Source organism: Pseudomonas sp. P7779 (assembly GCF_013386315.1).
Taxonomy (GTDB): Bacteria; Pseudomonadota; Gammaproteobacteria; order Pseudomonadales; family Pseudomonadaceae; genus Aquipseudomonas.
The window spans coordinates 51,994-65,259 of the sequence record NZ_JACARZ010000018.1 but is presented as its reverse complement, the minus strand read 5'-3'; the positions used below and the strand labels follow the sequence as shown (position 1 = coordinate 65,259).

The following is a 13,266-nucleotide window of genomic DNA, read 5'->3' as shown; positions in this document are numbered from 1 at the left end:
TCAGTAAATCCCTACATCGCAGGCGCTTTAATCTTCATGTATCAGGCATCGAAGCCCTACCACCAGCGTGCTAGCTTATTCGTCCCCCGTCGCCCCATGACAATGGAAAAAACATGGCCACCCGCTACGCAAAAATCGTCCTGACCCTTGCCCTGGCAGCCTTCGCCACACTCGTGGCCTTCAGCAACATCACCGACTACGGCTCCAACTTTGCCTTCGTCAAACATGTGCTGAGCATGGACACCACCTTCCCCGGCAACGCCGCGATGTATCGCGCCATCACCACCCCATGGCTGTGGCACGGTGCATATTGGCTGATCATCGCCGGTGAAGCACTGACGGCCGTGCTGCTGGCGCGTGGAGCACTGGCCTTGTGGCGGGCTCGTCGTGCCACAGGTATCGACTTCAATCGCGCCAAGAAAAGCGCAATCGTCGGGCTGACCCTGGGTTTCGTGGTGTGGTTCTTCGGCTTTATGGTGATCGGCGGCGAGTGGTTCCTGATGTGGCAATCCCATCAGTGGAACGGCCAGGAAGCGGCGTTCAAGTTCTATATGGCGATCCTGGGTGTGCTGATTTTTCTCAACCAGCCGGACACTGACCACGACTGAAAAACCACGAATTCAAAATCGGTGGATGCCCTTTCACAAACTACTGTCAGATAGCTGACGGTAGTTTGTAGCCCTTTTCCCAAAGTATAAAAACCGCCTCACATTCAACGCTCACAGCCACCAGGCGAGCGCTTACATTGGCCGTTTACTTCAGTGATCATCTGAACCTGTGAAAACAACACTGCGAGATCTGGAAGGCAAAAAAAACGGCCCGTCATCCAAAAGATGCGGGCCGTTTTCACTTCAGCGGGCATTCAAGCCCCCGCCGATTACTTGTTGAGGTTGTAATCCGCCTCGGCTGCGTCAAACCGCTGAAGCATGCCAGCCGTCGGAGCGCCCAGCTTGCTCACGAAGTAGATCGCCAGGCTGGCGAAGATGAAGCCCGGGATGATTTCGTACAGGCCAAACAGGCTGAAGTGCTTCCACACGATCACGGTGATCGCACCCACCAGGATGCCGGCCAATGCGCCATTACGCGTCATGCCTTTCCACAGTACGGAGATCAGTACCACAGGACCGAACGCAGCACCGAAACCGGCCCAGGCGTAACTCACCAGGCCCAGTACGCGGTTTTCCGGGTTGGCGGCCATGGCGATGGCAATCAGCGCCACCAACAGCACCATGGCGCGACCGACCCATACCAGCTCGACCTGGGAGGCGTTTTTACGCAGGAAGGTTTTGTAGAAGTCTTCGGTGAGGGCACTGGAGCACACCAGCAACTGGCAGCTCAGGGTGCTCATTACCGCCGCCAGGATGGCCGACAGCAGCACACCGGCAATCCATGGGTTGAAGAGCAGCTTGGCCAACTCGATGAACACACGCTCGTGGTTCTCGGTCACGGGACCGGCGACTTCCGGGTGCGCCGAGAAGTAGGCGATACCGAAGAAGCCCACCGCCACGGTGCCGCCCAGGCACAGGATCATCCAGGTCATGGAGATACGACGGGCATTGGCAATCGATTTCACCGAATCCGCCGCCATGAAACGCGCGAGGATGTGCGGCTGGCCGAAGTAACCCAGGCCCCAGCCCATCAGCGAAATGATGCCGATGAAGGTGGTGTTTTTCAGCATGTTGAAGTTGTCAGGGTTCTGCGCTTCGATCGCCAGGAAGGTGGTGTCGACGCCACCGGTGGCCAGCAGCACGATGATCGGGGTCAGCAACAAGGCGAAGATCATCAGCGTGGCTTGCACGGTGTCGGTCCAGCTCACGGCCAGGAAACCACCGACGAAGGTGTAGGCAATGGTTGCGGCAGCACCGGCCCACAGCGCGGTCTCGTAGGACATGCCGAAGGTGCTTTCAAACAGACGGGCGCCAGCCACGATGCCGGAAGCGCAGTAGATGGTGAAGAACACCAGGATCACCACCGCAGAGATGATTCGCAGCAGGCCGCTTTTATCTTCGAAACGGCTGGAGAAGTAATCCGGCAGGGTCAGGGCGTCGCCGTTGTGCTCGGTCTGCACCCGCAGGCGGCCGGCTACAAACAGCCAGTTCAGGTAGGCACCGACGATCAGGCCGATGGCAATCCAGCTTTCCGACAGGCCAGACATGTAGATCGCGCCGGGCAAGCCCATCAGCAACCAGCCGCTCATGTCCGAGGCACCGGCCGAAAGCGCGGTAACCACGCTGCCGAGGCTGCGACCGCCGAGGATGTAGTCGGAAAGGTTGTTGGTGGAGCGATAGGCCATGAAGCCGATCAGCACCATGGCAGCGATATAGATCACAAATGTGATCAGGGTAGGATTACTTACGCTCATTGAGTTACGCCCTGGCTTTGTTTTTATGTAGCGGCGGTCTGTCCGGACGGCCATCCACTTTGCTAGTGGATAGACGAAGCCTGGCGCCGCGCATTTATGACTGACGTTTCCCCAGGAAAGCCATCAGCCGATGAACCGTCAGTAAGAGGTTGCACCTTGGGCGCGAATGCTATTCAACAAAGCAAATAAGGTGCAACCAGTTTCTTGAGAATAAGTTGCACCTCGATGTTTTTTGTGGAAAACACCGTGTTTTTGCTCCTTTTCGGAGCAAGAGCAGCCAAAGTCATAAGCAAATGCACCAAGGCGCAGCCGATTCGGCTGCGGCGATAATTTTTCCCGATCAGCATCAAAAAATTCATGGATAAAAAGGGTTGCACCCGGTTGCACCTCTCTCGGCGCAAAGCTAATCTTGCCGCCAGCTGATGCCACGCAGTAGTGGCACCCATGAGGATAAAAAGATGGCTACGACCACCCTTGGGGTCAAACTTGACGACCCGACCCGCGAGCGCCTGAAGGCGGCCGCGACCTCCATTGATCGCACGCCGCACTGGCTGATCAAGCAGGCGATTTTCAATTACCTGGAGAAACTCGAGGGTGGTGCAACCCTGGCCGAGCTCAACGGCCTGGGCAGCAAGGACGCGGAAGAAGCCGGCGAGGTCCAGACCGACCACGCCCACCAGTGCTTTCTGGAATTTGCCGAAAGCATCCTGCCGCAATCCGTACTGCGCGCCTCGATCACCGCCGCCTACCGTCGCCCGGAGCCGGAAGTGGTGCCGATGCTGATCGAGCAGGCTCGCCTGCCCGCGGCAATGGCCGAGGCCACCAACAAGCTCGCCTCTTCGATCGCCGAGAAACTGCGCAACCAGAAAAGCGCCGGCGGCCGTGCAGGCATCGTCCAGGGCCTGCTGCAGGAATTCTCCCTGTCGTCCCAGGAAGGCGTAGCGCTGATGTGCCTCGCCGAAGCGCTGCTGCGCATCCCGGACAAGGGCACCCGCGACGCACTGATCCGCGACAAGATCAGCACCGGCAACTGGCACCCGCACCTGGGCAACAGCCCGTCGCTGTTCGTCAACGCCGCCACCTGGGGCCTGTTGCTGACCGGCAAACTGGTCGCCACCCACAACGAAGCCGGCCTGACCTCGTCCCTGAGCCGCATCATCGGCAAGAGCGGCGAGCCGATGATCCGCAAGGGCGTCGACATGGCCATGCGCCTGATGGGCGAGCAGTTCGTCACCGGTGAAACCATCGCCGAAGCCCTGGCCAATGCGAGCAAGTTCGAAGCCAAGGGCTTCCGCTATTCCTACGACATGCTCGGTGAAGCCGCACTTACCGAACATGACGCCCAGAAATACCTGGCCTCGTACGAACAAGCCATCCACTCGATCGGCAAGGCGTCCCACGGTCGCGGGATTTATGAAGGCCCGGGCATTTCCATCAAGCTCTCGGCCCTGCACCCGCGTTACAGCCGTGCGCAGTACGAGCGCGTGATGGACGAGTTGTACCCGCGCCTGCTGTCGCTGACCCTGCTGGCCAAGCAATACGATATCGGTTTGAACATCGACGCCGAAGAAGCCGATCGCCTGGAGCTGTCCCTCGACCTGCTGGAACGCCTGTGCTTCGAGCCGCAACTGACCGGCTGGAACGGTATCGGTTTTGTGATCCAGGCTTACCAGAAGCGTTGCCCGTATGTGATCGACTACGTGATCGACCTGGCACGCCGCAGCCGCCACCGCCTGATGATCCGCCTGGTAAAAGGCGCGTACTGGGACAGCGAAATCAAGCGCGCCCAGGTCGAAGGCCTGGAAGGCTATCCGGTGTACACCCGCAAGGTGTACACCGACGTTTCCTACATTGCCTGCGCACGCAAACTGCTTTCGGTACCGGAAGTTATCTACCCGCAGTTCGCCACCCACAACGCTCACACCTTGTCGGCGATTTACCATATTGCCGGTCAGAACTATTACCCCGGCCAGTACGAGTTCCAATGCCTGCACGGCATGGGCGAGCCTCTGTACGAGCAGGTTGTAGGCAAGGTCTCCGAAGGCAAGCTGAACCGTCCGTGCCGCGTGTACGCACCCGTCGGCACCCACGAAACACTGCTGGCTTACCTGGTGCGTCGCCTGCTGGAAAACGGCGCCAACACCTCGTTTGTCAACCGTATTGCCGACCAATCCATCTCGATCCAGGAGCTGGTGGCCGATCCAGTGGCCAGCATCGAGCAGATGGCGACGCTGGAAGGCGGCTTCGGCCTGCCGCACCCGCGTATCCCGCTGCCGCGTGACCTGTATGGTGCCGAGCGCGCCAACTCCGCCGGTATCGACCTGGCCAACGAACACCGCCTGGCGTCGCTGTCCTGCGCCTTGCTGGCTACCGCGCATAACAACTGGAAAGCCGCGCCGATGCTCGGTTGCGCTTCCAGCAATGAAGCCGCTGTGCCGGTGCTGAACCCCTCTGACCTGCGTGACGTGGTCGGCCACGTACAGGAAGCAACTGTCGAAGACGTCGACAACGCCATCCAGTGTGCCCTGAACGCTGCGCCAATCTGGCAGGCCACCCCGCCCGCCGAACGCGCCGCGATCCTGGAACGTGCCGCCGACCTGATGGAAGGCGAGATCCAGCCGCTGATGGGCCTGCTGGCCCGCGAAGCCGGCAAGACCTTCGCCAACGCCATCGCCGAAGTGCGTGAAGCCGTGGACTTCCTGCGTTACTACGCGGTGCAGGCTCGCAACGATTTCACCAACGACGCTCACCGCCCGCTGGGCCCCGTGGTGTGCATCAGCCCGTGGAACTTCCCGCTGGCGATCTTCAGTGGCCAGGTCGCCGCTGCGCTGGCCGCCGGCAACCCGGTACTGGCCAAGCCTGCCGAACAAACGCCGCTGGTGGCCGCACAAGCCGTGCGCCTGCTGCTGGAAGCCGGGATTCCGGAAGGCGTGCTGCAACTGCTGCCGGGCCAGGGCGAAACCGTCGGTGCGCGCCTGGTGGGTGATGATCGCGTCAAGGGCGTGATGTTCACCGGTTCCACCGAGGTTGCGCGCTTGCTGCAACGCAGTGTCGCCGGCCGTCTGGATGCACAGGGTCGTCCGATTCCGCTGATCGCCGAAACCGGTGGCCAGAACGCAATGATCGTCGACTCCTCGGCGCTCACCGAACAAGTGGTGATCGACGTAGTGTCCTCGGCCTTCGACAGTGCCGGCCAACGTTGCTCGGCCCTGCGCGTACTGTGCTTGCAGGAAGATTCCGCTGACCGCGTCATCGAAATGCTTAAAGGTGCCATGGCTGAATGCCGCCTCGGCAACCCGGAGCGCCTGTCGGTGGATATCGGCCCGGTGATCGACGCCGAAGCCAAGGCTGGCATCGAGAAACATATCCAGGCCATGCGCGACAAAGGCCGCAACGTTTACCAGGTCGCCATTGCCGATAGCGAAGAGATCAAGCGCGGCACCTTCGTGATGCCAACCCTGATCGAACTGGAAAGCTTCGACGAACTGCAACGGGAGATCTTCGGCCCGGTGCTGCACGTGGTGCGCTACAAGCGCAAAGAGATCGACCAGCTTATCGGCCAGATCAATGCCTCCGGCTATGGCCTGACCCTGGGCGTGCACACCCGCATCGACGAGACCATCGCCAAGGTGATCGACAACGTCCATGCCGGTAACGTCTACGTTAACCGCAACATCGTGGGTGCCGTGGTCGGCGTGCAGCCGTTCGGTGGCGAAGGCTTGTCGGGCACTGGCCCGAAAGCTGGCGGCCCGCTGTATCTGTACCGTCTGCTGTCGACCCGTCCTACGGACGCCATCGAGCAATCCTTCGTTCGTGGTGATGCACTGGCCGCACCGGATGTTCGCCTGCGGGAGGCCATGAGCAAGCCGCTGACCGCCCTGAAAGCCTGGGCCGACAGCAACAAGCTGAGCGACTTGAGCGCCCTGTGCGTGCAGTTCGCCGCGCAATCCCAAAGCGGTATCACCCGCCAACTGGCCGGCCCGACCGGCGAGCGCAACAGCTATGCCATCCTGCCCCGCGAGCACGTGTTGTGCCTGGCGGAAGTGGAAGGCGACCTGCTGACGCAACTGGCGGCCGTGCTGGCAGTCGGCGGCTCGGCGGTATGGCCGGAAACTGAATTGACCAAGGCCGTGTTCGCACGCTTGCCGAAGGATATTCAGGCGAAGATCACGCGGGTGGCTGACTGGACCAAGGATGAAACCGTGTTTGATGCCGTGCTGCATCACGGTGATTCCGACCAACTGCGCGGGGTTTGCCAGCAAGTGGCCAAGCGTGGCGGGGCGATTGTCGGGGTTCACGGTTTGTCTTCGGGCGAAACCGGGATTGCCCTGGAGCGCCTGGTGATCGAACGGGCGTTGAGCGTCAACACTGCTGCTGCGGGTGGTAATGCCAGCCTGATGACTATCGGCTAACTGACGAAACGCGGTCAAAATGTGGGAGCGGGCTTGCTCGCGAATGCGCAGTGTCAGTCGCCAGATGTACTGACTGATCCACCGCATTCGCGAGCAAGCCCGCTCCCACACTGACCGTGTTTGCAACTCACCGCTGTTGTTTTGCTCCTCCATCACCCAGATCAATCTTGCTATCCAGCCTCTATTTGCGCACTTAGACTCAGGCCCATTCCCACACAGGTAAGCCGCCATGTCCGAGACGCTGCTCAGTTCCCGCAATCTGGCTTTCGAGCTGTACGAAGTCCTCGATGCCGAGGGCCTGACCCAGCGCGAGCGGTTTGCCGAACACAACCGTGAAACCTTCGACGCCGCCATCGGCACCGCCCGCAGCATTGCCGAGAAGTTCTTCGCCCCGCATAACCGCAAGGGCGACGAGAACGAGCCCCGCTACGAAAACGGTCAGGCGATTCTGATTCCCGAGGTGAAACCGGCGGTAGATGCCTTCCTCGAAGCCGGTTTTCTCAACGCCGCCCGCAGCTTCGAAGCCGGTGGCATGCAACTGCCCACCCTGCTCTCCCAGGCGTGTTTCGCCCACTTCCAGTCGGCCAACGCCGCATCTACGTCCTACCCGTTCCTGACCATGGGCGCCGCCAACCTGATCGAGAGCTTCGGCACCGAGGAGCAGAAGCAACGCTTCCTGCAACCGATGATCGAAGGCCGCTTCTTTGGCACCATGGCGCTGACCGAGCCCCATGCGGGCTCATCGCTGTCGGATATTCGTACCCGCGCAGAGCCGGCGGCTGATGGCAGCTATCGCCTCAAGGGCAACAAGATCTTCATCTCCGGCGGCGATCACCCGCTGTCGGAGAACATCGTGCACATGGTGCTGGCCAAGCTGCCGGACGCACCTGCCGGGGTGAAGGGCATTTCGCTGTTTATCGTGCCCAAGTTCCTGGTCAACGACGACGGCAGCCTGGGCAAGCGCAACGATGTGCTGCTGGCCGGGCTGTTTCACAAGATGGGCTGGCGTGGCACCACCTCGACCGCGTTGAATTTCGGCGATAACGGCGAGTGCGTCGGCTACCTGGTGGGCCAGCCGCATCAGGGCCTGAGTTGCATGTTCCAGATGATGAACGAAGCGCGGATCGGCGTGGGCATGGGCGCGGTGATGCTGGGTTACGCCGGCTACCTGTATTCCCTGGAATATGCCCGTGAACGTCCGCAAGGCCGCTTGCCCGACAGCAAGGATCCCAACACCGCGCCGGTGTCGATCATCCAGCACGCCGATATCAAACGCATGCTGTTGACCCAAAAAGCCTACGTGGAAGGCGCCTTCGACCTTGGCTTGTACGCCGCGCGCCTGTTCGACGACACCACCACCCTGGAAACCGAAGCTGCGCGCAAACAGGCCCACGAACTGCTGGACCTGCTGACGCCGATCGTCAAATCCTGGCCATCGGAGTTTTGCCTGAAGGCCAACGAACTGGCGATCCAGATCCTCGGCGGCCACGGCTACACCCGCGAATACCCGGTGGAACAGTACTACCGCGACAACCGCCTGAACCCGATCCATGAAGGCACCCACGGAATTCAGTCGCTGGACTTGCTCGGGCGCAAACTGGCGCAGAACGGCGGTGCGGGCTTGAAGCAACTGATCCGCCTGATCGCCGAGACCGGCGCACGGGCACAGGAGTATCCGTCGCTGAATGCCTTGCGGGAACCGCTGGAACAACTGGTGGCGCGCCTGCAAGAAGTCACCCTCGGCCTGTTGACGGATCTCGCCCAGGGCAAGGTCAACAGCAGCCTGGCGAATTCGGCGCTGTACCTGAAGGTGTTCGGGCATACGGTGATTGGCTGGCGCTGGCTGGAACAGGCAATTCGCGCCGAGGAAGGGCTGGCCAGGGGCAATGCTGCCGATGTCGCCTTCTATAAGGGCAAGCTCCAGGCAGCCCGGTACTTCCTGACATGGGAAATACCGGGCTGCCATCATGAACTGGCGATTCTCGAGGCACGCGATGACACGTGCCTGGGGATGCAGGATGAGTGGTTCTAAGGCGTTCCGATTGCCTTGGAAATCACCTCGACCGTGGCGCTGACTTGCTCTTGGTAACGGTCGAGTTCCTGCTGATGGTGCTTTTGCATTTCGATCTGCTCGGCGCACAGGTTCAGCGCCGCCAGCACCAATAGCTTGTCACCGATCAACGTCGGGTACTTTTTCTTGGTGGTGGCCAGGGATGCCTTGAGCATCGTCACGGCGCTCATCAGGGTGTTGTCTTCCCCCTCCGGTGCCTTGATCGAGTAATCCTCACCGAGAATCGAAACGACCTTTATCCCTTCATTCATGCGCCGACAGGACCTGCGCTCACACGCTCAACCAACGCCTGGATACGGGCAGCGGTGGCGCCCTGCTTTTCTTCCTGTTCCATCAGGTTCAGCTGCAAGCTGTCGTTTTCATCCTTGGCACGAGCCAGTTCGGCCTTGAGGGATTCGTTGGTGCCCAGTAGATCCTGGTTCTGCTGTACCAGGTCGCTGACCAGTTGTTCCAATTGGCTGAGGGATGCTTCTAACATTTTGATTTCTCGGGCTTTTTCAAAGGGCGGTGACGATAAAGAAAATTCACCTCGGATGCCAGGGTTATCCCTGGCGCGGGGCCTTGATTTTACAGGGCAGGCCACGCTTTCGAGCCTTAGTGACTGCATTTATGGCATCTGGTTCCTGAATCCCGTCGGCCCGCCCCGATCTGCGACAAAAGCGCGCACCCCCTCAAGACTTTAGTCGTATGACCGATAGGTCATGGACACCCCGCTCAAACCCCGCATGGATCGCGCTTCTCCCCAGGATCACAACATGTCTCTTCGTAATATGAATATCGCGCCGCGGGCCTTTCTCGGCTTCGCGTTGATTGGCGCGCTGATGTTGTTTCTCGGTGTGTTCGCACTGAACCAGATGAGCAAGATCCGTGCGGCGACGGAAGACATCACCCTTAGCAGCGTGCCGAGCATTCGCGCCCTGGACGAGTTCACTCAACTGACCCTGCGCCTGCGGGTGCTGTCGTATCGCCTGCTGACCAACCGCGAGCCTGACGTCCAGCAAAAGACCCTTGAGTCTTTTGACGTGCGCAATCAGCAGATTCGTACGGCCCAGGCGGTCTACGAGAAGTTGATCGACAGCAGCGAAGAACGTGCTGCCTACGATGAATACGTGCGTCTGCTGGCCCAGTACCATCAGATTGAAGAGCGCATGAAGAGCCTGTCACGGGCCAATCAGGTTGAAGAGCTGCGCACGCTGCTGAATACCGAGCTGCTGAACAACTCGGATCAGGTCAACGCCGTATTGAACCGCCTGCTGGACATCAACAACAAGATGGCGCTGGCCACCAACCAGCAAGCCGCCGACCAGTACGACATGGCGTTTGAGCTGGTGGTGATCCTGCTGATCCTCGCCACGGCGCTGACCATGCTGTTCGCCTGGTTGCTGACCCGCAGCATCACCCTGCCGATCGCCCAGGCCCTGGATGCCGCCGAGGAAATCGCCGAAGGCAACCTGACGCGCCCGATCAAGGTGGAAGGCAACGACGAAGCCGGCCGACTACTGTTGGCAATGGCCAAGATGCAGGACAAATTGAAGGACACCTTGCAGCGCATTTCCGGCTCGGCCACCCAATTGGCCTCCGCCGCGGAAGAGCTGAATGCCGTGACCGACGAAAGCGCCCGTGGCCTGACCCAGCAAAACAACGAAATCGAACAGGCCGCCACGGCGGTGAACGAGATGACCAGCGCGGTTGAAGAAGTGGCCCGCAACGCGGTCAGCACTTCCGAAGCCTCGAAGAACGCCACGTCGTCTGCGGGCGATGGACGTGATTTGGTGCAGGAAACCGTCAGCGCCATTGAACGCATGAGCAGCGACGTGCAAGCCACTGCCACCTTGATCGGCAACCTGGCGGAAGAGTCCCGGGACATCGGCAAGGTGCTGGACGTGATTCGTGGCTTGGCTGACCAGACCAACCTGCTGGCCCTGAACGCCGCGATTGAAGCGGCGCGTGCCGGTGAAGCCGGGCGTGGTTTTGCGGTGGTGGCGGATGAGGTGCGGGCCCTGGCCCACCGCACCCAACAGTCCACCAGCGAAATCGAGCGGATGATCGGCAGCATTCAGGCCGGTACCGAGCATGCAGTGGATTCGATGCGCAACAGCACCGAGCGGGCGGAATCGACGTTGAACATCGCCAAGGGTGCGGGGATGTCGCTGGACACCATCAATACCGCCATCGTTGAAATCAACGAGCGCAACCTGGTGATCGCCAGTGCCGCTGAAGAGCAGGCGCAGGTGGCGCGGGAAGTGGATCGCAACCTGGTGAATATTCGTGACTTGTCGGTGCAGTCGGCGACCGGCGCCAGCCAGACCAGTGCGGCGAGCAGTGAGCTGTCGCGGTTGGCGGTGGATTTGAACGGGATGGTGGGGCGGTTCAGGCTTTAACGGATACCGCAGGGCTAAAAATGTGGGAGCGGGCTTGCTCGCGAATGCGGTGGATCAGATACGCATAAGGCGACTGACACACCGCTTTCGCGAGCAAGCCCGCTCCCACATTGAATATGCGCCAGCCATTCAAAACCTTTTTGACAGCACAGCAATTCAACAGGTTAGAATCGCTGGCACGCAGACTGCATGGTCAGTTTGCGCCTCGTCTTTCCTGCTCATGGAGTACTGCCTTTGAATGCGACGACCATCAACAGCCTGTTCTTGATCGGCGCGTTGCTGGTAGGTGCGAGCATTCTGGTGAGTTCTCTTTCGTCCCGCCTGGGGATTCCGATCCTGGTGATCATCCTGGCCGTGGGCATGATCGCCGGCGTCGACGGCGGCGGCATCATCTTCGACAACTACCCGACTGCCTACCTCGTGGGCAACCTCGCCCTGGCCGTGATCCTGCTCGACGGCGGACTGCGAACGCGGGTAGCCAGTTTCCGTGTAGCCCTCTGGCCTGCGTTGTCCCTGGCGACGGTCGGGGTGCTGATCACCACCGGCCTCACCGGCATGGCAGCCGCCTGGCTGTTCAACCTCAACATCATTCAAGGCCTGCTGATCGGCGCCATCGTCGGCTCCACGGACGCCGCAGCGGTGTTCTCGCTGCTGGGCGGCAAAGGCCTGAACGAACGGGTCACCGCCAGCCTGGAAATCGAATCCGGCAGCAACGACCCGATGGCGGTGTTCCTCACCGTCACCCTGATCGACATGCTTGCCAGCGGCCAGACCGGCCTGCACTGGAGCCTGCTGGGCCACTTGATCCGTGAGTTTGGCATCGGCGGCATCATCGGCCTGGGCGGCGGCTGGTTGATGCTGCAGATGGTCAACCGGATCAACCTGGCCAACGGCCTTTACCCGATCCTGGTGATTTCCGGCGGCCTTTTCGTGTTCGCCCTGACCAACGCCCTGCACGGCAGCGGCTTCCTCGCCGTTTACCTGTGCGGCCTGGTGATCGGCAACCGCCCGGTGCGCAGCCGGCACGGCATTTTGCATATGCTCGACGGCATGGCCTGGCTGGCACAGATCGGCATGTTCCTGGTGCTGGGCCTGCTGGTCACGCCCCATGACCTGCTGCCCATCGCGCTGCCGGCCCTGGGCCTGGCGCTGTGGATGATTCTCTTCGCACGGCCGCTGTCGGTGATCGTCGGCCTCTTGCCGTTCAAGGCCTTCCATGGCCGAGAGAAAGCCTTTATCGCCTGGGTCGGCCTGCGCGGTGCGGTACCGATCATTCTGGCGGTGTTCCCGCTGATGGCCGGCCTGCCCCACGCGCAGCTGTACTTCAACCTGGCGTTCTTTATCGTGCTGGTGTCTTTGCTGGTGCAGGGTACGAGCCTGCCGTGGGTCGCCAAACTGTTGAAAGTGACGGTACCGCCAGAGCCTGCGCCAATTTCCCGGGCGGCCCTGGAAGTGCACGTCACCAGCGAGTGGGAGCTGTTCGTCTACCGCCTGGGCGCCGAAAAATGGTGCATCGGCGCCGCCCTGCGGGAGCTGAAAATGCCCGAAGGCACGCGGATCGCCGCGCTGTTTCGTGGCCAGCAACTGCTCCATCCGTCGGGTAGTACGGTGCTCGAAGTCGACGATCTGCTATGCGTAATCGGCCATGAACACAACTTGCCGGCCCTCGGCAAACTGTTCAGCCAGGCACCACAACGGGGCCTCGACCTGCGCTTCTTCGGTGACTTCGTCCTGGAAGGCGACGCCCAGCTGGGCGCGGTTTCGGCCCTGTACGGGCTCAAGCTCGAGGGCATCGACCCGGACATGCCACTGAGTCGTTTCATCACCCAGAAAGTCGGCGGTGCGCCGGTCGTCGGCGACCAGGTGGAGTGGAACAACACCATCTGGACCGTCGCGGTCATGGACGGGAACAAGATCGGCAAAGTCGGCGTCAGATTCCCCGAAGGAAGTCGCCCGGGCCCCGGACTCTTCCTCTAAACTGCGGGGCGACGGCGCGCCAGTCGATGTCGGGACGCCCCCTATTTTTCACCTTGCTCGACC

The 13,266-nt window shown here is 60.9% G+C and carries 9 protein-coding genes; 5 read left to right on the top strand and 4 right to left on the bottom strand.

What is annotated here, in order from left to right:
• Nucleotides 1-113 precede the first annotated feature (113 nt).
• On the top strand, nt 114-608 hold the full coding sequence (locus HX869_RS06370; protein ID WP_008439179.1) for a DUF2165 family protein: 495 nt from the start codon (nt 114-116) through the stop codon (nt 606-608).
• Between the two features lie 269 nt (nt 609-877).
• On the opposite strand, the gene putP is transcribed toward HX869_RS06370, so the two are convergent.
• Nucleotides 878-2,362, bottom strand: coding sequence for a sodium/proline symporter PutP (gene putP / locus HX869_RS06365; protein ID WP_003209422.1), 1,485 nt, complete (start codon nt 2,360-2,362; stop codon nt 878-880).
• 138 nt (nt 2,363-2,500) lie between these two features.
• Nucleotides 2,501-2,791 (bottom strand): hypothetical protein, encoded by a 291-nt coding sequence (locus HX869_RS06360; protein WP_157222894.1) that lies wholly within the window; start codon nt 2,789-2,791, stop codon nt 2,501-2,503.
• Nucleotides 2,792-2,820: 29 nt separating this feature from the next.
• Here HX869_RS06360 and putA point away from each other — a divergent pair, with 29 nt between their 5' ends.
• Together putA and HX869_RS06350 are read left to right on the top strand one after the other, a co-directional pair.
• Nucleotides 2,821-6,774: a trifunctional transcriptional regulator/proline dehydrogenase/L-glutamate gamma-semialdehyde dehydrogenase gene (gene putA / locus HX869_RS06355; protein ID WP_178902878.1), complete on the top strand. Its 3,954-nt coding sequence runs from the start codon at nt 2,821-2,823 to the stop codon at nt 6,772-6,774.
• A gap of 229 nt (nt 6,775-7,003) precedes the next feature.
• Nucleotides 7,004-8,806, top strand: a complete 1,803-nt coding sequence (locus tag HX869_RS06350) for an acyl-CoA dehydrogenase (protein WP_178902877.1) — start codon at nt 7,004-7,006, stop codon at nt 8,804-8,806.
• Here the strand turns inward: HX869_RS06350 and HX869_RS06345 are convergent.
• On the bottom strand, nt 8,803-9,096 hold the full coding sequence (locus HX869_RS06345) for a cell division protein ZapA (RefSeq protein WP_003209415.1): 294 nt from the start codon (nt 9,094-9,096) through the stop codon (nt 8,803-8,805). The two genes, HX869_RS06350 and HX869_RS06345, sit on opposite strands and share 4 nt — an antisense overlap.
• Nucleotides 9,093-9,323 (bottom strand): hypothetical protein, encoded by a 231-nt coding sequence (locus HX869_RS06340; protein WP_010169256.1) that lies wholly within the window; start codon nt 9,321-9,323, stop codon nt 9,093-9,095. The genes HX869_RS06345 and HX869_RS06340 overlap by 4 nt, the downstream gene beginning before the upstream one ends.
• 277 nt (nt 9,324-9,600) lie before the next feature.
• Between HX869_RS06340 and HX869_RS06335 the strand changes: the two genes are divergently transcribed.
• Together HX869_RS06335 and HX869_RS06330 are read left to right on the top strand one after the other, a co-directional pair.
• Nucleotides 9,601-11,226, top strand: coding sequence for a methyl-accepting chemotaxis protein (locus HX869_RS06335; protein WP_023659353.1), 1,626 nt, complete (start codon nt 9,601-9,603; stop codon nt 11,224-11,226).
• A gap of 234 nt (nt 11,227-11,460) precedes the next feature.
• Entirely contained in the window at nt 11,461-13,203 is a 1,743-nt protein-coding gene (locus HX869_RS06330) for a potassium/proton antiporter (RefSeq protein ID WP_003209410.1), read from the top strand.
• Nucleotides 13,204-13,266 lie beyond the last annotated feature (63 nt).